Origin of the sequence: Nocardia sp. NPDC047648 (assembly GCF_040642815.1) — a bacterium.
In the GTDB taxonomy this organism is placed as follows: domain Bacteria; phylum Actinomycetota; class Actinomycetes; order Mycobacteriales; family Mycobacteriaceae; genus Nocardia; species Nocardia gamkensis.
Genome location: NZ_JBEYSX010000002.1, coordinates 783,384 through 805,956, shown reverse-complemented (window position 1 = coordinate 805,956; position 22,573 = coordinate 783,384). Strand labels below are relative to the sequence as shown.

18 protein-coding genes are annotated in these 22,573 nt (G+C 69.8%); 10 read left to right on the top strand and 8 right to left on the bottom strand.

What is annotated here, in order from left to right; genetic code table 11:
* The first annotated feature begins 78 nt into the window (after positions 1-78).
* Positions 79-675, top strand: coding sequence for a TetR/AcrR family transcriptional regulator (locus ABZ803_RS08180; RefSeq protein WP_357034182.1), 597 nt, complete (start codon positions 79-81; stop codon positions 673-675).
* Between the two features lie 6 nt (positions 676-681).
* On the opposite strand, the gene ABZ803_RS08175 is transcribed toward ABZ803_RS08180, so the two are convergent.
* Entirely contained in the window at positions 682-2,370 is a 1,689-nt protein-coding gene (locus ABZ803_RS08175) for a DEAD/DEAH box helicase (RefSeq protein ID WP_357034381.1), read from the bottom strand.
* 396 nt (positions 2,371-2,766) lie between these two features.
* On the opposite strand from ABZ803_RS08175, the gene ABZ803_RS08170 reads away from it, so the two are divergent.
* Positions 2,767-3,777, top strand: coding sequence for a YihY/virulence factor BrkB family protein (locus tag ABZ803_RS08170; RefSeq protein WP_357034379.1), 1,011 nt, complete (start codon positions 2,767-2,769; stop codon positions 3,775-3,777).
* Between the two features lie 3 nt (positions 3,778-3,780).
* Here the strand turns inward: ABZ803_RS08170 and ABZ803_RS08165 are convergent, their stop codons facing one another.
* The gene (locus tag ABZ803_RS08165; RefSeq protein ID WP_357034180.1) at positions 3,781-4,017 is read right to left on the bottom strand and encodes a DUF3039 domain-containing protein; all 237 of its coding nucleotides are present in this window, start codon (positions 4,015-4,017) and stop codon (positions 3,781-3,783) included.
* A 230-nt stretch (positions 4,018-4,247) separates the two neighbouring features.
* Between ABZ803_RS08165 and ABZ803_RS08160 the strand changes: the two genes are divergently transcribed.
* Positions 4,248-4,601 (top strand): DUF3099 domain-containing protein, encoded by a 354-nt coding sequence (locus ABZ803_RS08160; RefSeq protein WP_357034377.1) that lies wholly within the window; start codon positions 4,248-4,250, stop codon positions 4,599-4,601.
* An 18-nt stretch (positions 4,602-4,619) separates the two neighbouring features.
* Here ABZ803_RS08160 and ABZ803_RS08155 read toward each other — a convergent pair whose 3' ends face one another.
* Positions 4,620-5,927, bottom strand: a complete 1,308-nt coding sequence (locus tag ABZ803_RS08155; protein WP_357034178.1) for an MFS transporter — start codon at positions 5,925-5,927, stop codon at positions 4,620-4,622.
* Positions 5,928-6,109: 182 nt separating this feature from the next.
* On the opposite strand from ABZ803_RS08155, the gene ABZ803_RS08150 reads away from it, so the two are divergent.
* From ABZ803_RS08150 to ABZ803_RS08140, 3 genes are all read left to right on the top strand, one after another.
* Positions 6,110-6,853: a VOC family protein gene (locus ABZ803_RS08150; protein ID WP_357034176.1), complete on the top strand. Its 744-nt coding sequence runs from the start codon at positions 6,110-6,112 to the stop codon at positions 6,851-6,853.
* A gap of 273 nt (positions 6,854-7,126) precedes the next feature.
* The gene (locus tag ABZ803_RS08145; protein WP_357034174.1) at positions 7,127-8,644 is read left to right on the top strand and encodes a methyltransferase; all 1,518 of its coding nucleotides are present in this window, start codon (positions 7,127-7,129) and stop codon (positions 8,642-8,644) included.
* A gap of 195 nt (positions 8,645-8,839) precedes the next feature.
* On the top strand, positions 8,840-9,808 hold the full coding sequence (locus ABZ803_RS08140) for a sigma-70 family RNA polymerase sigma factor (protein ID WP_040867841.1): 969 nt from the start codon (positions 8,840-8,842) through the stop codon (positions 9,806-9,808).
* 169 nt (positions 9,809-9,977) lie between these two features.
* Here the strand turns inward: ABZ803_RS08140 and ABZ803_RS08135 are convergent, their stop codons facing one another.
* From ABZ803_RS08135 to ABZ803_RS08125, 3 genes are all read right to left on the bottom strand, one after another.
* Positions 9,978-10,280, bottom strand: coding sequence for a DUF4333 domain-containing protein (locus ABZ803_RS08135; RefSeq protein WP_357034172.1), 303 nt, complete (start codon positions 10,278-10,280; stop codon positions 9,978-9,980).
* A 154-nt stretch (positions 10,281-10,434) separates the two neighbouring features.
* Positions 10,435-13,107 carry a GNAT family N-acetyltransferase gene (locus ABZ803_RS08130; RefSeq protein ID WP_357034170.1) on the bottom strand — a complete coding sequence of 891 codons (2,673 nt, stop codon included), beginning with the start codon at positions 13,105-13,107 and terminating at the stop codon, positions 10,435-10,437.
* On the bottom strand, positions 13,100-14,371 hold the full coding sequence (locus ABZ803_RS08125) for an acetoin utilization protein AcuC (protein ID WP_357034168.1): 1,272 nt from the start codon (positions 14,369-14,371) through the stop codon (positions 13,100-13,102). Before ABZ803_RS08125 ends, ABZ803_RS08130 begins: the two co-directional genes overlap by 8 nt.
* Positions 14,372-14,578: 207 nt before the next feature.
* Here ABZ803_RS08125 and ABZ803_RS08120 point away from each other — a divergent pair, with 207 nt between their 5' ends.
* A complete protein-coding gene (locus ABZ803_RS08120) occupies positions 14,579-15,265 on the top strand; it encodes an iron dependent repressor, metal binding and dimerization domain protein (protein WP_357034166.1) in 687 nt (228 codons plus the stop codon).
* A 3-nt stretch (positions 15,266-15,268) separates the two neighbouring features.
* Positions 15,269-16,249 carry a UDP-glucose 4-epimerase GalE gene (galE, locus tag ABZ803_RS08115; protein WP_357034164.1) on the top strand — a complete coding sequence of 327 codons (981 nt, stop codon included), beginning with the start codon at positions 15,269-15,271 and terminating at the stop codon, positions 16,247-16,249.
* Positions 16,250-16,445: 196 nt separating this feature from the next.
* Here the strand turns inward: galE and ABZ803_RS08110 are convergent, their stop codons facing one another.
* Positions 16,446-17,813 carry a DUF4192 domain-containing protein gene (locus ABZ803_RS08110; RefSeq protein ID WP_357034162.1) on the bottom strand — a complete coding sequence of 456 codons (1,368 nt, stop codon included), beginning with the start codon at positions 17,811-17,813 and terminating at the stop codon, positions 16,446-16,448.
* Positions 17,814-17,971: 158 nt separating this feature from the next.
* The gene (locus ABZ803_RS08105) at positions 17,972-18,676 is read right to left on the bottom strand and encodes a sensor domain-containing protein (RefSeq protein WP_357034160.1); all 705 of its coding nucleotides are present in this window, start codon (positions 18,674-18,676) and stop codon (positions 17,972-17,974) included.
* A 277-nt stretch (positions 18,677-18,953) separates the two neighbouring features.
* Between ABZ803_RS08105 and ABZ803_RS08100 the strand changes: the two genes are divergently transcribed.
* Entirely contained in the window at positions 18,954-19,898 is a 945-nt protein-coding gene (locus tag ABZ803_RS08100) for a PAC2 family protein (protein WP_040867985.1), read from the top strand.
* Between the two features lie 69 nt (positions 19,899-19,967).
* Positions 19,968-22,466 (top strand): DUF3516 domain-containing protein, encoded by a 2,499-nt coding sequence (locus ABZ803_RS08095; RefSeq protein WP_357034158.1) that lies wholly within the window; start codon positions 19,968-19,970, stop codon positions 22,464-22,466.
* Positions 22,467-22,573 lie beyond the last annotated feature (107 nt).

Sequence of the window (22,573 nt, the reverse complement as noted above, 5' to 3'; positions counted from 1 at the left end):
TCAATACACAAATAGCCAAGCGCATCGTCCACGCGGGTGTCAAGGGGTATATTTAACGATCGACACAGAAAGGCTGGCATGGCTGAACGGGGACGACCGCGCGCCTTCGATCGCGCCGAGGCGCTGCGCTGTGCCATGGAAGTGTTCTGGGAGCACGGCTATGAGGGCGCCTCGATGAGCGACCTCACCACCGCGATGGGGATCAACTCCCCCAGCCTGTACGCCGCGTTCGGGAGCAAGGAGGAACTTTTCCGCGCGGCCGTGGAGCTCTACGGGCACACCGACGGCGGCTACACCGCCCGCGCGTTGCGGGAGGAGCCGACCGCGCGGGCGGCTGTCGAGGCGATGCTGCGGGACAACGCGCGGGCTTATACCGAGGAGAACAAACCGCACGGGTGCATGGTGGTGCTGGCGGGATCCACCTACACCACCCGCAACACCGGCATCCGCGATTTCCTTGTCGACAAGCGCCGCGAGACCATCGAAGACCTCCGGCGGCGGCTCGATCGCGGCCTCGCCGAGGGCGACCTACCGGAAGGCACCGATACCGCGGCACTGGCCGGTTTCTACACCACGGTCCTCTACGGCCTGTCCATCCAGGCACGCGACGGCGCGTCGGCGGCGGAACTCACCGCCTCCATCGACTGCGCCATGACCGCCTGGCCCGCCGGCTGACGCGGGCTACTTCCGGCGCAGCGCGGCGATGCGCTCACCGAGTTGCTCGGCGGAGGCCAGCGCGGTCGGCGGCCCACCGCACTCGCGGCGCAACTCGCCGTGGATCACCCCGTGCGGTTTCCCGGTGCGATGGTGGTGCATCGCCACCAAGCTGTTGAGTTCACGTCGCAGCTCGCCCAGCCGATCGGCCGTGGCCACCCGCTCCGCGGCTCCGGCCACCTGCGCGCCGGGATCGGGGACAGGTGCGGGCACACTGCGCTCGGAAACCTGTTTGGCCTGTCGCTCGCGCAGCAAGGCGCGCATCTGCTCGGCGTCCAGCAGGCCCGGAATCCCCAGGTAATCGGCCTCCTCGTCGCTACCTGCGAAAGTCGCGGTACCGAAGGAGGACCCGTCGTAGATCACCTGGTCGAGTTCGGCGTCGGCGGCCAGCGCGACGAAGGACTTCTCCTGCTCGCCCGGCTCATCCTGCTGCTTGTTCGCCTCGATCAGCAGCTCGTCGTCGAGGCCGTTCTTCTCCCGGTGCGGCTTGCCGATGACGTGGTCGCGCTGCAACTCCAGCTGCGCGGCCAGATCCAGCAACACCGGCACCGACGGCAGGAACACGGTCGCGGTCTCACCGGGCTTGCGGGCCCGCACGAACCGCCCGATCGCCTGCGCGAAGTACAACGGGGTGGAGGCGCTGGTCGCGTACACCCCGACGGCCAGGCGCGGGACGTCGACGCCCTCGGACACCATGCGAACCGCGACCATCCAGGGCTGGGTGCTCTTGCCGAACTCCGCGATGCGGTTGGAGGAGGCCGGGTCGTCGGAGAGCACCAGCGCGGGCTTCTCACCCGAGATGTGCTCGAGCAGTTCGGCGTAGTCGCGGGCACGGTCCTGGTCGGTGGCGATCACCAGGCCGCCCGCGTCGGGCATACCGGAGGCGCGCTTCTGGCGCAGCCGGATGTCGGCGGCGCGCAGCACGGCGGAGATCCAGTCGCCCGCCGGGTCCAGCGCGGTCCGCCAGGCGCGGGCGGTCTGTTCGGCGTTCAGCGGCTCGCCGAGACGCGCGGAATACTCCTCGCCCGCGCTGTCGCGCCAGTGCGCCTCGCCGGAATAGGCCAGGAAGACCACCGGCCGCACCACGCCGTCGGCGAGGGCCTCGGCGTAGCCGTAGGTGTGGTCGGCACGCGACTTCGGGAACCCGGACTCGTCGGGTTCGTAGACGACGAACGGGATCTGGCTGTCGTCGCTGCGGAACGGTGTACCGGTCAGCGCGAGGCGGCGGGTGGCGTCGCCGAACGCCTCGGCGGTCGCGTCGCCCCAGCTCTTGGCGTCTCCGGCGTGGTGGATCTCGTCGAGAACGACGAGGGTCCTGCGGTTTTCGGTGCGCACGCGGTGGCGGAACGGATGCGCGGCGACCTGCGCGTACGTGACGACGACGCCGTGATAGTCACCCGAGGTGCCGCCGGTGGAGTTGGAGAACCGCGAGTCCAACGCGATTCCGGCGCGCGCGGCGGACTGCGCCCACTGATGCTTGAGGTGCTCGGTCGGCGCCACCACGGTGATCTGGTCCACGGTGCGGTCGGCCAGCAGCTCGGCGGCCACCCGCAGCGCGAAGGTGGTCTTGCCCGCGCCCGGGGTGGCCACGGCGAGGAAGTCCCGCGGCCCGGTGGCCAGATACTTCGTCAGCGCCCGTCGCTGCCAGGCGCGCAGCGAGCCGCCGACGACAGTACCGGCCGCTGTCGACTCGCCCGGCGTCTCCGCTTCTCCCGCCACAGCGGCACCCGACCCAGTCACGCAGACGACCCTAGCGGCCCGCCACGGTGTGTCGCCAAACCGACGCGGCGGGCGCGACGGGCATCACACGGCCACCAGCCAGGACGCCGGCAGTTCACCCGATGCGCATCGACACGTCCCGCGCACAGTCCGATGCCGATCGCCGAAGTGCGCGATGCTGTAAGCACGATGACCGAGCACCGCGCCCTCCCGGGCGATCCGCCGCGGACCGACGCACCGTCGCCCCGCGCCGCCGCCGTGCGCACGCCCACCTGGACCGACCGCGCCGGCGCGCGGGCGGCGGTGGTGAGCAGGGGCGCTGCCGCGCTGATCATGCGGGTGGCCCGGAAGGCCTGGGCGGATTCCATCTTCGCCAAATCGGCCGCGGCGGCGTTCTGGCAGACGCTCTCCCTGGCGCCGCTGTTGCTCGGGGTTCTCGGCAGCCTCGGTTACGTCGGCGGCTGGTTCGGCCCGGACACGGTGCAGATCGTCGAGACCAAGATCATCGCGTTCAGCCAGGATCTGTTCAGCGCGAATGTGGTCTCCGACCTCATCGAGCCAACGGTGCAGGACGTCCTCGGGCGCGGGCGCGGCGCGGTGGTGTCGGTCGGCTTCGTGCTGTCGCTGTGGGCCGGGTCGTCGGCGATGGCGACCTTCGTCGACTCGATCGTGGAGGCGCACGACCAGCAGGACGCGCGGCACCCGGTGTGGCAGCGCATCTTCGCCCTGTTGCTGTATGTGCTGTTCCTGGTGGCGTCGGTGTTCATCCTGCCCCTGGTGGCGCTGGGGCCGACGCTGATCGGACGGGTGCTGCCCACCGCGTGGCGGGCGACCGGACTGGGACTGCTGGATTTCTTCTACTACCCGGGCGTCGGCCTGCTGCTGATCGTCGGACTGACCACGCTGTACAAGCTGGCGCTGCACACCTCGCTGCCCTGGCACCGGCTCTTCGGCGGGGCCCTGGTGGCCGGGGTCTTCTTCATGGCGGCCAGCGACGTGCTGCGCCGCTACCTGTCCTGGGTCACCCGTACCGGCGTCACCTACGGTGCGCTGGCCACGCCGATCGCGTTCTTGCTGTTCACGTTCTTCCTGGGCTTCGCGGTGATCCTGGGCGCGGAGTTCAACGCGGCGGTACAGGAGTTCTGGCCCGCCCGGGCGACGCGCATGGAGCAGGTGAAGGAGTGGATCGCCAGCCAGGTGCGCGGAGAGGGCGGACCCGATGAAGACACGACAGACACGACAGACCGGACCGAGGCCGCCGCAACCCCGGACGAGGCCGGGCCCGACGGCTCGCACGTCATGTTCGGTCTACGCGGAGCGGGGTCCTCGTCCGGCGAGTTGTAGTTCTCACTCGCCCTTGCGTAGGCCGTCGTAGACCTTCTTGCACTCCGGGCACACCGCAGAGCCGGGCTTGGGCGAGCGGGTCACCGGGAAGACCTCTCCGCACAGCGCGACCACGTGGGTGCCCATGACGGCGCTCTCGGCGATCCTGTCCTTCTTCACATAGTGGAAGAACTTCGGGGTGTCGTCGCCCGTCGTCTCGTCGGTCGTCGTATCCGGGCGAACCATGGTGTCGGTGCTCACGCATTCCATGATGCCGCATCGCGCGGTACCGGGCCGAGCACGGTGCCGCATCAGCGGTGACCACATTCTCGGAGCGGAGGCCGATCGCGGGATCGCATCGGATGCGCCCCGAGCAGAAGACGACCGTATGTGCGCGGATCGAGCGCGAGTGGAAGACTCGGGGTATGCAGCAGAACGGCGATTCCTCATCCGCCGACGGCCGCGACCGCGAAGAGCACCCCGACGTGACGATGCCGACGCAGCCCCGCCGTTCCCCCGGATACTTCCCAGGCAATGACGACAAACACCCGGTACTGATCACCGAGGCGGCGCCCTCGCTCGACGACCAGCACCGGGCCAGGGTGCGCCGGTACACGATCATCATGGCGTTCCGCATACCGTGCCTGGTTCTCGCCGCGATCGCCTACAGCACGTTCGGCAATCCGCTGCTGTCCATCCTGATCATCGTCGCGTCGATCCCGCTGCCCTGGATCGCGGTTCTGATCGCCAACGATCGCCCACCCCGCCGCAAGGACGAGCCCAGTCGCTGGGACCGTCCCCGCACCGCCATCGAGTCGCGTCCGCACAACGCCATCGACGGCTGAGTTCTCCGCGGCACCCCCTCACCGCGCGCCGAACGTCCCGCCGGGGGCCGCCCGGCGGATGACCGCCGACATCACCGCGGCGGCCCCGCACAAACCGCCCGCGAGATACCAGGCGAGGTCGTAGCTGCCCTGGAGGTCGCGGATGACACCGGCACCGGTGGCCGCCACCGCCGAGCCGATCTGGTGGGCGGCGAAAACCCAGCCGAACGCGACCGGACCATCGGCGCCGAACAGTTCGCGGCACAGTACGACCGTCGGCGGCACCGTGGCCACCCAGTCCAGGCCGTAGAAGATGATGAACACCCACAGGCTCGGCTGGGTGTCCGGACCGAGCAGCGAGGGCAGGATCAGCAGCGACAGACCGCGCAGCGTGTAGTAGCCGATCAACAGATACCGCGGATCCATCCGGTCGGTCAGCCAGCCCGAGGCGATGGTGCCTGCCACGTCGAAGATGCCGACCACGGCCAGCAGGCTCGCGGCGGTGGTCGGTGGCATGCCGTGGTCGTGGGCGGCGGTGACGAAATGGGTACCGACCAACCCGTTGGTCGACGCGCCACAGACGGCGAACCCGCCCGCGAGCAACCAGAAGCCGGGACGGCGGGCGATGGTGGCGAGCACCGTGAGCGCCCGCGACGCGCCACCGGCGGCGGGTACCCGAAGGCCCACCGCGCTGTCCGGCTCGGCGCCGTAGGCTCGCACCCCCAGGTCACTCGGATAGTCCCGGATGAACAGCAGCACCAGCGGCGCCACGGCCAGTGCCGCGGCCGCGACGATCAGCGACGGCACCCGCCAGCCGTGCGCGTGGGCCAGCGCCGAAACCAGCGGAAGGAAGACCAGCTGTCCGGTCGCGCCCGCGGCGGTGAGCACCCCGGTGACCAGACCGCGCTGACGCACGAACCAGCGGCCGGTGATCGTCGCGACGAACGGCATCGACATCGACCCCACACCCACCCCGACCAGCAGTCCCCAGGTCAGCACCAGGTGCCACGGCCGGGACATGAACACCGTCAGCCCGCTGCCCGCGGCGACCAGCAGCAGCGCGCAGGCCACCACCCTGCGGATGCCGAAACGGTCCATCAGCGCGGCGGCGAACGGTGAGATCAGGCCGTAGAGCAGTAGATTCAGCGAAACGGCGGTCCCGATGGTTGCGTGTGACCAGCCGAACTCCTCGTGCAGCGGGTCCATCAGCACGCCGGGCACCGACCGGAACCCGGCCGCCCCCAGCAGCGCGATGAAACCGACACCTGCGACCAGCCATGCCGGATGCAAGCGCCGGCGCGGCGCGGTGTCGAGAGAAATCGTGGGCGGCGTCCGCAGTTCGGTCACCCGATGAGCCTGCCGGAATCATGTTCACGCATCGAGTGGCGGAAATGCCACATACCATCAAATTCGTGCCATTCGCGGGGGCGCCGGTATCTTCTCGACAAGGCGCGCACGCCTACCTAGGGTCGCATGGGACCTCGCGCACCACGATCACCGTTGTCGCGGGCGACAAGACAGGAGTGCACATGATTCGGTGGATCTGGGTCTTCCTGGACCGCCCGACGCAGCGTTTCGACGACTGCGCGAAGTTCTGGTCCACGGTCACCGGCACCGAACTCTCCCCTCGGCGCGGTGCGAACGACGAGTTCCTCACCTTGTTGCCCGACCCCGCGCTGTTCGCCGCGGCGAGCGTCAAGATGCAAGCGGTGACCGGCCTCGGCGGTGTGCACCTCGATTTGGACGTCGACCACATCCCCTCCGCCGTCCGCACCGCCCTCGACCTCGGGGCGGAGCTGGTCGCCAACCATCCGGACTACGCCGTGCTGCGCTCCCCCGGCGGCCAGACGTTCTGCCTGACGCCCAGCGGCCGCGCGAGGAGCACGCCCGCACCCGCCGTCCGGGCCCCGGACGGCACGTTCTCGCGCCTCGACCAGGTGTGCCTCGACATCGGCCCGCTCGACCACGAGGTGGAGACCCGCTTCTGGAAGCTGCTGACCGGGTGGGCTTTCCAGCCCGGCAGGCGGCCGGAATTCGCCCGCCTGCGCTCCGAGGAACAGCAGTTACCCGTGCACCTGCTGTTGCAGCGCCTCGGTGAGAACCGCCCGACCAGCGCGCATGTCGACCTGGCCGCGAGCGACATCGAAGCCACCGCCGCGTGGCACGAGTCGCTCGGCGCGACCGTGGTGGAGCGTCATGAGCACTGGATCGTCCTGAGCGATCCGGCCGACGCGCTGTACTGCGTCACCGGACGCGATCCCAGCGGAGTCTGATCGGCCTCGGCACAGCGGCACAGCGGCACAGCGGCACAGCGGAACAGCGACACAGCGGCACAGCGACACAGCGGCACAGCGGCACAGCGGCACAGCGGCACAGCGGCACAGCGGCACAGCGGCACAGCGGCACAGCGGCACAGCGGCACAGCGGCACAGCGGCACGGACGACAATCCCACAGGCCCGTCGCGGGGACGTCCACCACGTCGAGGTCCGGCGGACACGGTGGGCGCTCGATCCGCGCCCGGTGGTCGCGGTGGCAGAGTACCGGTGTGTCTACGAACCGATCGACGACCACCGGATCGCTGCTCACCGCGCTGTGCCCGGACCTGCGGACCGCGCTGACCAGGGTGGGCTACGACGCCGACACCCTGCTCGAGGTACTCGGCGACGCGCACGCCGCACTGGGCCGGTCGGAGCCGGTGCCGGTGCGCCGCGCGGCACGCCGGGCCGGAGAGCTGGGCACACTGATCCGCCTTCTGCTGCTCGGCGACGCGCTGCCCGAACGGGAGGTGGCCGGCGCGCTCGCGCCCGTGGCGATCGACCGCGCGGTCGCCGCGGGCCTGCTCGACCGCGACGGCGACCAGGTGCGGGCGGCGCTGGACCTGCGGCCGCTGGACGCGGGCGCGGGCACCCGATGGGTCCTGTCCGACCTCGACGATTCGATGCACCGGCGCACCCTGACCGAGGAGCACGTCCTCGGCGTCGGCCACGCCTCCCTCTCGCTGCTGCGCGCCACGCCCACCCGGCCGGTCGGCACGGTGCTCGATCTCGGCACCGGCTGCGGCGTACAGGCGGTGCACGCCGCGTCCTACGCGCGGCGCGTGACCGCCACCGATGTCAATCCCCGGGCGCTGTGGCTGGCCGAGGCCACCGCGGCGCTCAACGAGCTGGACATCGAACTGATGGAGGGTTCCTGGTTCGAACCGGTGCGGGGCAGGCGCTTCGACCAGGTGGTGGCCAATCCGCCCTTCGTGGTGGGTCCCGGGCGCGTCGAGCACACCTATCGCGATTCCGGCCTCGCGCTCGACGGCGCGAGCGAATTGGTGATCGCGCAGGCCGCCGACCTGCTTGCCCCCGGTGGCACCGCCGCGATGCTCGCCGCGTGGGTCCATCTCGAGAACGAGGACTGGCGCGGGCGGGTCTCCTCCTGGTTGCCCGCGCACGGCGTGGACGCCTGGGTGGTGCAACGTGACATCGCCGATCCCGCGCTGTATGTGGGCACCTGGTTGCGGGACGCGGGAGCGGATCCGCGTGATCCGGCCGCGCAGGCTCGCGCGGAGCGCTGGCTGGACGCTTTCGAGGCCGCCGACGTCGAGGGCATCGGGTTCGGTTTCGTCTACCTGCGCAGCATCGACGGGCCGACCGAACTGCTCGCCGAGGATCTCACCCACGGCTTCGACGATCCGCTCGGCGAGGAGGCCGTCCGGTATTTCGAGCGCTCGGCCTGGCTGCGTGCGGTCGCGGGTGACGAAAGTCTCGCCTGGTCTTCGCGTTTCGCCGTGGACCCGGCCACGGCGCTGGAACGGGTGTATCTGCGGGGCGCCGAGGGCTGGGCGCCGGAGGTGGCGCGCCTGCACCGCGGCGACGGGCCCCGCTGGCAGCACGAAGTGGATGAGGCCACGATCGCACTGCTGGCGGGAATGCACGCCGAGGGCCTGCCGTTGTACGAGCTGATCGAGCTGCTGGCGCTCGCGCACGGATCCGAGCAGGTGAGCGCCGAGTTCGCGGCCGACGCGTTGTCCGTGGTCACCGGATTGGTACGGCACGGGTTGATCAGGCCCGTGTGATCACACGGCGACCGCGCGCCGGTCGGTGCGAGTCCTGGCGGGAGATTGTCCCCGCGCTGCGGTGCTTCTCAGGAACTTCTCAGACGAGAGGGGCGAAAACCGCTGCTCAGAGCGGTTTATGCCAGCCGTAACGGGGAACTTTCTTTCTGTCGGGTCCGTTTATCGGAGTGAGACACCACCGACAGGAGGCAAGTCATGACAAGCCCCGCCACCACTCGTGTGCGCATCAGCGATTCGGACCTCGACGCTCAGAGCCCTGCCGCCGACCTGGTACGCGTGTACCTGAACGGGATCGGCCGCACCGCGCTGCTCACCGCTGCCGACGAGGTCGAGCTGGCCAAGCGCATCGAGGCGGGCCTCTACGCGCAAAACCTGCTGGAAACCGGCAAGCGACTGTCGGCGACCCGCAAGCGTGATCTCGCGATCATCGTGCGCGACGGTCAGGCCGCCCGGTCTCATCTGCTGGAAGCCAACCTGCGCCTTGTTGTCTCGCTCGCCAAGCGGTACACCGGCCGCGGCATGCCGCTGCTCGACCTGATCCAGGAGGGCAACCTCGGGTTGATCCGTGCCATGGAGAAGTTCGACTATGCCAAGGGCTTCAAATTCTCCACCTACGCCACCTGGTGGATCCGGCAGGCCATCACCCGCGGTATGGCCGACCAGAGCCGCACCATCCGCCTGCCCGTCCACCTCGTCGAGCAGGTGAACAAGCTGGCCAGGATCAAGCGTGAACTGCATCAGCAACTGGGGCGCGAGGCCACCGACGAGGAACTGGCCCGCGAATCCGGCATCCCGGTCGACAAGATCTCCGATCTGCTCGACCACAGCCGTGACCCGGTGAGCCTGGACATGCCGGTCGGCAACGACGAAGAGGCCCCGCTGGGCGATTTCATCGAGGATTCCGAGGCCACCTCGGCCGAGTCGGCGGTCATCGCAGGCCTGCTGCACCACGATGTGCGCAGCGTGCTCGCCACCTTGGACGAGCGCGAACAGCAGGTCATCCGGCTGCGATTCGGCCTGGACGACGGCCAGCCGCGCACGCTGGACCAGATCGGCAAGCTCTTCGGCCTCTCCCGCGAGCGGGTGCGCCAGATCGAGCGTGAAGTCATGGCGAAGCTGCGCAAGGGCGAGCGGGCCGATCGGCTCCGCGCCTACGCCAGCTGATCATCCCCGGCGCCGGCTGCGTCGAGACAGCGCCGGCGTTCGGCTCGGTGACCCGTTCGCGCCGTGGTCACCTCTCCGCGCCGACCGGTAAGCGCGCGTGCCCGTTCCCTCCGGGTGTCGCGCGAGCCGGTCGGCGGTGTCGTACTTCTCCCACGCCGGTCCGGTGAGCTCAGCTCTGATCCACCGCGATGTCGTACTTCACGGTGTCACCGTCGACCGAGGTCACCGTCAGCATCACACCGAGGGTGTCCCCGCCCGCGGTCAGCGTGCAGCGCATGGTCGTTCCTTCCTTGCCGGTGAGATCGCCGGGGCAGTCGATGGCGTCGGGTTCCTGCCCGACCTTCTCGGTGAGCGAATCCTTCACCGACCTCTCCAGATCGGCCTCTTGGACTTTCGGCGTACCGATGCTGACCGAACACGCGGTCAGCGCCGTCACGAGCAACGACAACAGGGCAAGGCTGCGAATCTTCATGGCGAACCGGGCCTTTCTCAGGACGAATGTGGCATCCCCAAATCGCGGTGCGAGGGATCGTCCGTTATCGGACACCCCGCTGGTGACTTGTGTGAGCCGACGTCTCAGCCGCGCCACTTCCCGGGGACAGCTCACCCGGGGTGGCTCGTCCTGCTCAGCCGAGCCGGCGCGGACCGGTATCGAAACGACTCGGCTCCGGGCCGATACGGCCGCGCGCGTAGAGGATCTCCGCCGAGGTCGGTGAGGCCAGCACCGGGTCGAAAGACAGTTCCCGCATCTCCGGCAGGTCGTCGAACAAGGCCGAAATGCGCTGGGCCAACTCGGCCAACGCCGCTTTGTCCACCCGCGGGCTCGCGGGAGTGCCCGACAGCAGAGGTGCGGCCCGCGGCGCGTCGATCAGCGCCGTGGCCTCGTCGGCGGTCAACGGCAGCGCCCGATAGGCGCGGTCGCCGAGCAATTCGATGATCAGGCCGGACAGGCCGAACTCGATCACCGAGCCGAACGAGGGATCGTCCTGCACGCGCAGAATGCAGCCGACTCCCTTCGTGGCCATCTTCTGGATGTGCAGTACGGGATCCCCGCACAACTCCGCCAGATCCGCGTATCCCTGCCGCACCGCTTCCGGTCGCCACAGATCGAGCCGGACACCCGTGAGATCCGGCCTGCGCCGCCACAATTCACCGGTCGCCTTGGCCGCCACCGGATAGCCGAGTTCCTCGGCGGCCGCCACCGCCTCCTCGGCGCTGCGTACCTCACGGAATTGCACAACCGAAATGCCGTAGCAGGCCAGCAGTTCCACCGTCTCCAGATCGGTGAGCCGCCGACCGCCCGAACCGGCCATCCAGTCGGCCACCAATCGGCGCGCACGGTCGGTGTCGATGCCCTGCGGCCGCACCACCGGCGACACGGGCCTGGTCCGCCACTCGGCGTATCGCCGCACCCGCGCCAGGGCACGCGCGGCGCGTTCGGGATCGGGATACGACGGGATCGACCCGTGCGCCGCCGTCGCGCCCGGACCGCGCACGGCGAGCAAGTTCGGAATTCCTTGCTCGGCGACGAACGTCGTGAGAATCGGTTTGCCCGACTCGGGTACCGCGGCCGTCGCCGCCCGGATCGCGTCGGCGAAACCGGCGGTCGGCAGCGGCACCGGGGGCGCGAAAACCGCTATTACGGAGTCCGTCTCATCCGACCGCAGGGCCGCGACCAGTGCGTCCAGGTACGCGCCCGGCGTCGCCTGCGGGCCGAGGTTGACCGGCTCGCCGACCTGCAGGCCCTCACCCCGTGCCGCGTCGACGGCCAGCCAGTTGAGCGCCGTGCTGTTGCCGACGACCGCCAGACGCGAACCGCGCGGCAACGGCTGATAGCCCAGCAGCGCGGCGCAGTCGAACAGTTCGGAGATCGAGTCGACCTGGACGATGCCCGCTTGCGCGAACAGATCCCGCACGATCGAACGGTCCATATCCCCTGCGGGCTGCGCGACCGAGCGGCCGCTGCTCACGGCGACGATCGGTTTGGTGCGGGCCACGCGGCGCGCGATCCGGGAGAACTTGCGCGGATTGCCGAAGCTCTCCAGATACAGCAGCACCACATCGGTGGCCGGGTCGCTGTCCCAGTACTGCAGTAGGTCGTTGCCCGAGACGTCGGCGCGGTTGCCCGCCGACACGAACGTCGACAAGCCGAGATTGCGCGCCGCCGCCTCACCCAGGATGGCCGCGCCCAAGGGCCCCGACTGGCAGAAGAATCCGATCCGCCCGCGCCCGGGCAACACCGTGGCGAGGGTCGCGTTCATGCCGATCGCCGGGTCGGTGTTCGCGATGCCGAGGGCGCTCGGCCCGACCACGCGCATGCCGTGACCGCGGGCCGCGGCCACGAGTTCGCGTTCGGCTGCCAGACCCCCTTCGCCGGTCTCGGCGAAACCGGCGGTCAGCACCACCAGACCCTTGACCCCCTTGGCCATGCAGTCGTCGAGCACCGATCCGATCGCGGCGGGCGGCACGGCGACTACGGCGAGATCGACCTCGTCGGGGATTTCCCGGACCGTGGCGTATGCCCGCACCCCGCGCACCGATCTACGGTTCGGGTTCACCGGGAACACCGGTCCTTGGAATACACCCGACAGCAGATTCGCCAGCACCGCACCGCCGACTCGCCCAGGCGCGGGAGTTGCCCCGATCACGGCGACCGACCGCGGTGCGAGCAGATTGCCCACGCTGCGCGCCTCCGAAGCGCGTTCGCGCGAATCGCGTACCGAGAGCAGCGCTTCGCTGGGGTCGATGGCGAACTCGAGGTGCAGGACCGATCCGTCCCTGCTGCGCTCGACCTGATAGCCCGCGTCGCGGAAAACCGTCACCATCACGGTGTTCTCGGCTAGCACCTCGGCGACGAAGGTCTCGATCTTGTTCTCGGCGGCGGCACCCGCCAGATGCTCCAGCAGGATCGAGCCCAAACCGCGTCCCTGATGCCCGTCGGCGACCACGAACGCGACTTCCGCCGCCCGCGGCCCGTCGCGCTCCAGCAGTTCGTAGCGGCCCACCGCGACGATCGCCTCGCCCAACTCGAGAACCAGCCCGACCCGGTCGTGGTAGTCGACATGCGTGGTGCGGTACAGGTCTTTCGGCGAGATCCGCGGGTAGGGGCCGAAATACCGCAGGTACCTGGTGCGATCCGACAGTGCGCCGTGGAACTCCTGCAGCCGCTCGGCGTCGCCGGGAGTGATCGGGCGCAGTCGGACGACGCCGCCGTCGGAGGCCAGCACGTCGGCGAACCAGTGCTGCGGCGGCGGGGGCGGGGTGGCGGGAGTGTCCGAGGTATCGGGGAAATCAGTCACGAGGGTCCTCCGGGTCCAGACCTAGCAACCCGAAAGTCGCTCGGCGGGTGGCCAGCACGGCCATGTCGACGGCACGTTGGGCACGGTCGGCCCGCGCGTCACCGGTCTCACCGGTGCCGCCGGGGCCGTCCCACGGACGGTAGGCGACGTCGCCGCCGTCGCCCATGGTGCGCGGCGGCTCCACCCGCGGCGCCGCCACGCGGATCGAGTCGACCCAGTTCTGCGGAATCGGCGTCGCCGGGTCGACGGTGCGGTCCAACGCGGTGGCCAGCAAGTGGGTCCACGCCCGCGGCACCACCCGGACCAGGCCGTATCCACCACCGCCGACGGCCAGCCATCGTCCTTCGGCATACCGGTCGGCGAGTTCGCGCATGGCGCGGAAGGCCGCGCTCTGCCCGTCGACGGTGAGTTCCAAGTCGGCCAGCGGGTCTTCGCGATGGGTATCCACCCCGCACTGGCTGACCACGATCTGCGGACCGAACGCCGCTACCGCGCCGGGAACCACCGCGTGGAAACCGCGCAGCCACTGCGCATCCCGCGTGCCGGGCAACAGCGGCAGGTTGATCGAGGTGCCTTCCGCCGCACCCGCGCCGGTCTCCTCCGGCCAACCGGTGTTGGGCCACAAGGTGGCCGGATGCTGGTGCAGCGAGATGGTCAGCACCCGGGGGTCGGCGTAGAAGGCCCGCTGCACGCCGTCGCCGTGGTGCACGTCCACGTCGATGTAGGCGATCCGGTCGAAACCGTGATCCAGCAGCCAGGAGATGGCCACCGCCGGGTCGTTGTACACGCAGAAGCCGGCCGCCGAGTCGGGCATCGCGTGATGCATGCCACCGCCGATGCTCACCGCCCGTTTGGTGCGGCCCTCAGCGATCTCCCTGGCCGCGGCCAGAGTGCCGCCGACGATCGTGGACGCGGCCTCGTGCATCCGCGGAAACACCGGATTATCCGGGGAACCGAGCCCGTAGGGCGGCGCGGCCGGCGAACCGACCGGCGGCACGGCGCGTTCGACCGCGTCGAGGTAGTCGGGCGTGTGGATCCGCAGCAGATCCGGACGCCCGGCGGCCGCAGGCTCGAGCAGCTCGACACCCTCGAGCAATCCGAGACTTCCGGCCAGCGCCATGGTGAACTTCAGGCGCGCCGGCTGCATCGGATGCTCCGGAGTCCAGGTGTAATCCAGGAACCGCTCGCTCCAGACGACGGTTCCGGACCGGCTCGTCCCGGGCGAGGTCGGCGCCTTAGGTTCGCCGCGCGGTGCAGTGGCCATGATCGCAACGCTAGCGGGAAGCAAGGAACCCCGCGAAACGTTCCTATGCAGTACAAATACAAGAAAGACGCTCATGGCCGCCTGCCGTGCGCCGATCGGGTTGCCACAATGCCGCCGGAATGTCGTGCGCGGCGTGGAGCGACACGATCCGGCACACGGGGGTGCCGTCGTGCGTGGGTAGAATTCGTGCCGACGAAGGGGTAACAGGTGAAGGATCTGGTCGACACCACGGAGATGTATCTCCGTACCATCTACGACCTCGAGGAGGAGGGCGTGGTGCCCCTGCGCGCCCGGATCGCCGAGCGCCTCGAACAGAGTGGTCCCACCGTGAGCCAGACCGTCGCGCGGATGGAACGCGACGGTTTGCTGCTCGTCGCCGGAGACCGTCATCTCGAGCTGACCGACAAGGGGCGCAGCATGGCCGTCGCGGTCATGCGCAAGCACCGGCTGGCCGAACGGCTGCTGGTCGACATCATCGGCCTCGACTGGCAGAACGTGCACGCGGAGGCCTGTCGCTGGGAGCACGTGATGAGCGAAGACGTCGAGCGCCGCCTGGTCGAGGTGCTCAACCACCCCACCACCTCCCCGTACGGCAACCCCATTCCCGGTCTGGACGAGCTGGGCATCATTCCGCCCGCCTCCGCCGACGAGACACTGCTGCGCCTGTCCGATCTGCCGCACGGCCAGTTGCACGCCGTCGTCGTGCGCAGGCTCGCCGAGCACATCCAGACCGACCCGGAGGTCATCGGCCGGCTGCGCGAGGCGGGCGTGGTCCCCGACGCGCGCGTCACGGTGGAGACGAAACAGGGGTCGGTGATCATCACCGTGCCCGGCCACGACGGCTTCGAACTGCCCGACGAGATGGCGCACGCCGTCCAGGTGAAACTGGCCTGAAACGTGAAACTTCTCGTCACAGGTGGCGCGGGCTACGTCGGCGGCGTTTGCGCCCAGGTCCTGCTGGAAGCCGGCCACGACGTGGTCGTGGTCGATGATCTGTCCACCGGCAATGCCGACGGCGTCCCTTCCGCTGCCAGGTTCGTCGAGGATGACGTCGCGGCCGCCGCGCCTCGGCTGCTGGCCGCCGAACCCTTCGACGGAGTCCTGCATTTCGCGGCGCAGTCGCTGGTCGGCGAGTCGGTGCAGCAGCCGGAGAAATACTGGCACGGCAATGTGGTGAAGACGTTCGAACTGCTGGAGGCGATGCGGCGCGCGGGAACGCCGCGGCTGGTCTTCTCCTCCACCGCGGCGGTCTACGGGGAACCGGAGCAGGTCCCGATCACCGAGGACGCTCCGACCCGCCCGACCAATCCGTACGGCGCGTCGAAGCTGGCCATCGACCACGCCATCACCTCCTACGCGGTCGCGCACGGGCTGGCGGCGACCAGCCTGCGATACTTCAATGTGGCCGGCGCCTACGGTGGCCTCGGCGAGAACCGGGTGGTGGAAACGCATCTCATCCCTCTGGTGTTGCAGGTGGCGGCGGGGCATCGCAAGGCGATCTCGGTCTTCGGCACCGATTGGCCCACCCCCGACGGCACCGCGGTCCGCGATTACATCCACATCCGCGACCTCGCTCAGGCCCACCTGCTGGCTTTGGCGACCGCCGAAGCGGGCACCCATCGGATCTACAACCTCGGCAGCGGCACCGGATTCTCCGTTCGCGAGGTGATCTCGGCCTGCGAGCGCGTCACCGGCCTGCCGATCACCGCGCAGGACGCGCCCCGCCGCCCGGGCGACCCGGCGACGCTCATCGCGTCCAGCGAACGTGCCATCACCGAACTCGGCTGGCGTCCCGAACACAACGATCTCGACGAGATCGTCACCGACGCCTGGGCTTTCCTCCAGTCGCTCGGCCCCCGCGCGCACAGCGCGAAATAGCCGCTCCCCCAACGCCCGGGCCGGGCCTGCGCCGGCTCGGGCGGTCACGATCGTGCCACCGTGCCGGAGCCCGGGCCGCTGTGACGCCGCGCATGCGGACGAGCACCGCGCACCGCGGAGTCGTCGGAACATTTCGGCACCCGGCTCGCCGGACTAGGCATAGCGGACTCGTCGACCACAAGTGGGACAACGGGTTTCACGATGTCGGCGCCCCCAGGTCGACACCGAGACCGGCGGCGGTTCGGTAGCCACTGTGCGCGAGCCTGCGCAACTGTTCCGGGCGCATGCCCAGGCGCAGCGAGGTATCGAGCAGCATCGCCATCGGGTGTCCGGGGTCCGCCTCCAACGCGGCCTCCAACGCGATGCCCGCCAACGGCCCGTCGCCACGGACGTAGGCGCTGTAGCCGAGCAGAGCTGCGGCCTCGGCGCGATCGGCGCCGGACAGCGCGCGGGTCAGCGCGGCCCACACCGCCTCGGCGGCGTCGGCGTTGTCACCGACGGCCAAGGCGAACATCGAATCCCGCACCGCCTTATCGCGCAGGGCTGCCGCTATTCTCGCGAGTTCGGGCGCCATCAGCGCGGCGCCCGAGGCGGTGTTGGCGATCTGCCACAGCACATGGTCGAGCGCTTGCCTGCTGTATCCGATCGGATCGCCGCGACGCGCGGCCCGCGCATAGCGTTCACGGGCGCGTGCGAGCGCGTCAGGTAGATGCGCGGCCACCTCGGCATGGGCAAGCGGATCCCGCGCGACCAGTGCGGTGAGTTCGGAACGCGAACCGCGGATCGGCCTGCCGTCCAGCACGTGGGTCAGCGTCACCAGCGAGGCCGCCGGATCCCGGAGCACCCCGTGCCGCTGCGGCCCCGCCAACGTCCACCAGCGCTGCCCGGCGGCGATCGCACGCACCGCCCACACTCCGCCGAGCGAGATGTCGCACGCCGCCAACCTCCTGCCGAGCGAGCCGACCAGCACATCGAATCGTCCGGTCGCGCAGCCCGGCCGGTCGGCGCCCGCCCCAGGTTCCACGGCGCGTTCGTCCACCACGACGGCCAGGACCTCGGCCGCCTCGTCGTGCGCGCAGATCCGCGCGACCGCCGCCGCCAATGTCGCGCCCCGCACCCGCCGCCCGCTGGGCGAGTCCAGATCGAACCGCACCACCGCGTCGACTATCGCACCGCCCGCCGTCCCGTGCCGAAGGACGAGCACGACCACCGACCGTTCCGGCGTGAAGCCCAGCATGGCGGGCACACCGGCGATCAACTCCGCCGGGTCGTCCACGCACACAACGTGATCGGGCGTATCCCGGAACGGCGGAGGTTCATCACGGCAGCGGGCATCGCCCGCCGCGCCACCGGGGTTCCATGCGCTTGTCCCGCTCTGCGCGGTACGCGAATAGGAATGCGGCGCAACCATGGCGGCGGGCGAGACGCACATCTCGGCCTCGGAAGAAACGCCGGAAGGCGACGAACGGTGGCTGCCGGTTCCCGGCCGGAAGGTGTCGTCCTCGACCGTACAGCCGGCATCGACCGGTTCGGGAGCGGGAAACGGGGTCGCGGAATTGGTCATGGTTCGACCATGCGGCCCGGCTGTCCCCGGCCCGCGCCGCCGACCTGGCGATTCCGCCGCCCTGGGGATTTCGTTTCACACTGTGCACGAGTCGACCGGCACGACGGACGTATCGCAATTCGTGTCGGTGGCGCCTGCTACGGTGCCGGCTCTGGCCGCTATCTCTCGCGCACTTTGCGCACTGCGGTGGCGAACAGCGCGTTCAATGCCGCGGTATCCGGTTCGTCATCGGCGAACGACATATACGTCACCGAGACACGCACATCCCCGGTCTGCGCGACGTGGGTGCGCATGGACTGGATCAGCCGGGTGCCTCCCGCTTCGGGCCGCACGGTCCGGCGCAGCGACAGGGCGTCGTCGGCGTCGATCGGCGGCGGCGAAGCCTGCTCGGTCGTCACCGTTGTGGCGGCGCCCGCTCGCTGCACCCGCACCGATCCGCACTGCTCCAGCCGGGCGCGCAATGCCGTCAACGGTTCGCCGGTGCGCGTCAATTCGACGGTCAGCGTGGCACGCGTGGCATCGTCGGTGCCGACCGCCATGGCGGTGTGCTCGGGGCCGAAGTCCTGATCCGGCGGTGCACAGCGGCTGGGCTGGACATTCGCACCGCGGCCCATGCCGTCCAGATCGCCCGCCGCCTGGGCCACGGCTTCCTGCGGCAGTACCACCGCCGTATAGGGCGGGGGGAACTGGTTCGCATCCGGCAACAGCGTGGGTAGTTCGGCGCTCACGTGCCGGGTCACCGTGGCGGGCACCGACGAGACCGGGCGCCCCGGTACCGTCGACCCGCATCCTGCGAGCAGCACCGCGCAGACGACGGGCGCCACCCAGCCCGGCCGCATGCGCCTCGAATCCGCCACGGTCACACCCCCACTGTGCCAAACTCCTGGTGTCCAGCCGGCGATGCCACGCCGCCGGGCCGGGAATGCGCGAGCCACCGATGCTGTTGCCTCGGAGTACGGGTCGGTGTCCGGCCGTGCGCGGTGACCGCCACGACATGGGGGACAATGGACAGCGGTCCCCGGTCCGGACGACTGCTCGTCTCGCACCACCAGCAAGGGTGGCGAACGATCGGGCAGGCAACCACACTGGCGCGTGAGGTACGCGTCCGGGCCGCAGGAGCCGCGCAGGAAGGAGTACGCGATGGACTACGAGTCGCGAATGTACGAACTGGAGTTCCCCGCTCCGCAGCTGTCGTCCGCCGACGGCGCGGGCCCGGTCCTGGTGCACGGGCTGGAGGGTTTCACCGACGCCGGGCACGCGGTACGGCTGGCGACCACCCACCTGCGCGAGAGCCTCGAAAGCGAACTGGTCGCGTCGTTCGACGTGGACGAGCTGCTGGATTATCGGTCGCGCCGTCCGCTCATGACGTTCAAGACCGATCATTTCTCCGATTACGCCGAGCCGGAACTCAATCTCTGGGCTCTGCGGGACACCGCGGGTACCCCGTTCCTGTTGCTCGCGGGCTTGGAGCCGGACCTACGCTGGGAGAAGTTCACCACCGCGGTGCGACTGCTCGCCGAACAGCTCGGCGTGCGCCGCAGCATCGGTCTCAGCGCCATCCCGATGGCCATTCCGCACACCCGCCCACTCGGCGTGACCGCGCATTCCTCCGATCGCGACCTGATCTCCGACCACCAGCGGTGGCCCGGCGAGTTGCAGGTGCCGGGCAGCGCGTCATCGCTGCTGGAATTCCGGATGGCGCAGCACGGGCACGAGTCGGTCGGCTTCTCCGTGCACGTGCCGCACTACCTGGCGCAGACCGCCTACCCGGAGGCCGCGCAGACGCTGCTGGAGAACGTCGCCGACAACGCGGGCCTGGAGTTCCCGCTGGCCGCGCTGGGCGAGGCCGCCGCCCGGGTGCGTGAACAGGTCAACGAGCACATCGCGGGCAACGCCGAGGTGGAGACCGTCGTACACGCCCTGGAGCGGCAGTACGACAGCTTCGTCACCGCGCAGGAGCGGCAGTCGAGCCTGCTGGTCGGCGACGGCGAGTTGCCGAGCGGCGACGAACTGGGCGCCGAGTTCGAGCGGTTCCTCGCCGAGCAGAGCCGCGACAAGGGCGAGGACGAGGGCGAGCAGGACTGAGCCGCGCGGCGACCGGCTCCCTGTCGCCCCTGCACGGCCGCTCGCCGGCGAGGCCGTAGGGTGGTCGGAGTGGATCTGACCGAACTGCTCGACATCCCGGGGACCGACGCCGACGCGCTCTACGAGTCGTTCGGAATGTGGGCCGCCGAGCAGGGCACCCCGCTCTACCCGGCGCAGGACGAGGCGCTGCTCGAGCTGGCATCCGGATCCAACGTCATCCTCGCCACCCCAACCGGTTCCGGGAAATCGCTCGTCGCGGTCGGCGCACATCTCTTCGCCCTCACCCAGGGGCTGCGCACCTACTACACCGCCCCGATCAAGGCGCTGGTGAGCGAGAAATTCTTCGCTCTCTGCGAGGTGTTCGGCGCCGAACGCGTCGGCATGGTCACCGGCGACGCCGCGGTGAATCCGGAGGCACCGATCATCTGCGCGACCGCGGAGATCCTGGCGAACCTGGCGCTGCGCGAGGGCGCGGACGCCGCCGTCGGCCAAGTCGTGATGGACGAGTTCCACTTCTATTCCGACCCCGACCGGGGGTGGGCCTGGCAGGTTCCGTTGCTGGAACTGCCCCGCGCCCAGTTCCTGCTCATGTCGGCCACGCTCGGCGAGGTCGACTTCTTCGCCCGCGACCTGGAGCGCCGGACCGGCCGCTCCACCGCGATCGTCGCTGGTACCGAGCGCCCGGTGCCGCTGAGCTTCTCCTACGCCCGCACCCCGATCACCGAGACCCTCGAGGAACTGGTCACCACCCACCAGGCCCCGGTGTACGTCGTGCACTTCACCCAGGCCGCCGCGCTGGAGCGCGCGCAGGCGCTGACCAGCGTGAATTTCGCGACGCGCGCCGAGAAGGACGCGATCGCCGGCGCGCTGGGCGAGTTCCGGTTCGCCGCGGGCTTCGGCAAGACCCTGTCGCGGCTGATCCGGCACGGCATCGGCGTGCATCACGCGGGCATGCTGCCGAAGTACCGCCGCCTGGTGGAACGTCTGGCCCAGGACGGTCTGCTGAAGGTGGTGTGCGGTACCGACACCCTCGGCGTCGGCATCAACGTGCCCATCCGCACCGTGCTGCTCACCGGGCTGACCAAGTTCGACGGCGTGCGCACCCGCAGGCTCAAGGCGCGGGAGTTCCATCAGATCGCAGGCCGTGCGGGCCGGGCCGGTTACGACACCATGGGCACCGTGGTCGTGCAGGCTCCAGAACACGAGGTGGAGAACACCCGGTTGCTGGCCAAGGCGGGCGACGATCCCAAGAAACAGCGCAAGGTGCAGCGACGCAAACCGCCGGAAGGCTTCGTGTCCTGGAGCGAGGAGACCTTCGACCGGTTGGTGGCCGCGCAGCCCGAGCCGATGGTGTCGCGTTTCACGGTGACCAACGCCATGCTGCTGAACGTGATCGCCAGGCCGGGCAACTGCTTCACCGCCATGCGTCACCTGCTCGAGGACAACCACGAGCCGCGACCCGCCCAGCGCAGGCACATCCTGCGCGCCATCCGGCTGTATCGCGCGCTGCGCGACGCCGGGGTGGTGCAGCAACTGCCGGAACCGGACGCCCACGGCCGCCGCGCCCGCCTGACCGTCGACCTGCAGCGCGATTTCGCCCTCGACCAGCCGCTGTCGCCGTTCGCGCTGGCCGCGCTGGACCTGCTGGACAAACAGTCTCCGAGTTATACCCTCGACGTGGTGTCGCTCATCGAATCCACCTTGGAGGATCCGCGCCAGCTGCTGATGGCCCAGCAGCACAAGGCTCGCGGCGAGGCCATCGCGGAGATGAAGGCCGACGGCATCGACTACGACGAGCGGATGGAACTGCTCGAAGAGGTGACCTGGCCCAAACCGCTGGCCGAGCTGATCGAACCGGCGTACGAGACCTATCGCGCGGGCCACCCGTGGGTGTCGGAATTCGCGCCCGCACCCAAGTCGGTGGTGCGCGACATGATCGAACGCGCCATGACCTTCGCGGAGCTGATCTCCTTCTACGAGCTGGCCCGCTCCGAGGGCGTGGTGCTGCGCTACCTCGCCGACGCCTACCGCGCGCTGCGGCGGACGGTGCCCGAGTCGGCGCGCACCGAGGAACTCGACGACATCACCGAATGGCTCGGAGAACTTGTGCGCCAAGTGGATTCGAGCCTGCTCGACGAGTGGGAGCAGCTGACCAACCCGGGTGCGGAGACCGACGCCGACCAGCTCGCCTTCGGCGCGGAAACGGTGCGCCCGATCACCGCCAACGAGCGCGCCTTCCGGGTCATGGTCCGTAACGCGATGTTCCGCCGCGTCGAACTGGCCGCACTGCGACGCTGGGACGAACTGGCCGAACTGAGCCCCGGACCGGACTGGGCCGAGGCGCTCGCGGACTACTACGCGGAGTACGAGCGGATCGGCACGGGCCCCGACGCCCGAGGTCCGCAACTGTTCCAGGTGGAACGAAGACCGGGATTCTGGCAGGTGCGCCAGGTGCTCGACGACCCGGCCGGCGAGCACGGCTGGTCGTTCGACGCGGTGGTCGATCTCGCCGAGTCCGACGCCGCGGGCGAAGTCGTCTTCGACGACGTCACCGTGTCCGCCGGCTGAGCCCGCATCACCCATCGGTCCCATGTCCACGCAGGTCAGCAGCTCCGTCGCGCCAGGAGGACGGAGGTGCGCGACCATGTGGCGAACCCAGGTTTCGACGGATTCGT

Bases quoted from the DNA above. Each gene is read 5' to 3' on its own strand.
- ABZ803_RS08180 (WP_357034182.1), top strand. From the start codon at position 79: ATGGCTGAACGGGGACGACCGCGCGCCTTCGATCGCGCCGAGGCGCTG.
- ABZ803_RS08170 (WP_357034379.1), top strand. From the start codon at position 2,767: ATGCGGGTGGCCCGGAAGGCCTGGGCGGATTCCATCTTCGCCAAATCG.
- ABZ803_RS08160 (WP_357034377.1), top strand. From the start codon at position 4,248: ATGCCGACGCAGCCCCGCCGTTCCCCCGGATACTTCCCAGGCAATGAC.
- ABZ803_RS08150 (WP_357034176.1), top strand. From the start codon at position 6,110: ATGATTCGGTGGATCTGGGTCTTCCTGGACCGCCCGACGCAGCGTTTC.
- ABZ803_RS08140 (WP_040867841.1), top strand. From the start codon at position 8,840: ATGACAAGCCCCGCCACCACTCGTGTGCGCATCAGCGATTCGGACCTC.
- ABZ803_RS08135 (WP_357034172.1), bottom strand. From the start codon at position 10,280: ATGAAGATTCGCAGCCTTGCCCTGTTGTCGTTGCTCGTGACGGCGCTG.
- ABZ803_RS08125 (WP_357034168.1), bottom strand. From the start codon at position 14,371: ATGGCCACTGCACCGCGCGGCGAACCTAAGGCGCCGACCTCGCCCGGG.
- ABZ803_RS08110 (WP_357034162.1), bottom strand. From the start codon at position 17,813: ATGACCAATTCCGCGACCCCGTTTCCCGCTCCCGAACCGGTCGATGCC.
- ABZ803_RS08100 (WP_040867985.1), top strand. From the start codon at position 18,954: ATGGACTACGAGTCGCGAATGTACGAACTGGAGTTCCCCGCTCCGCAG.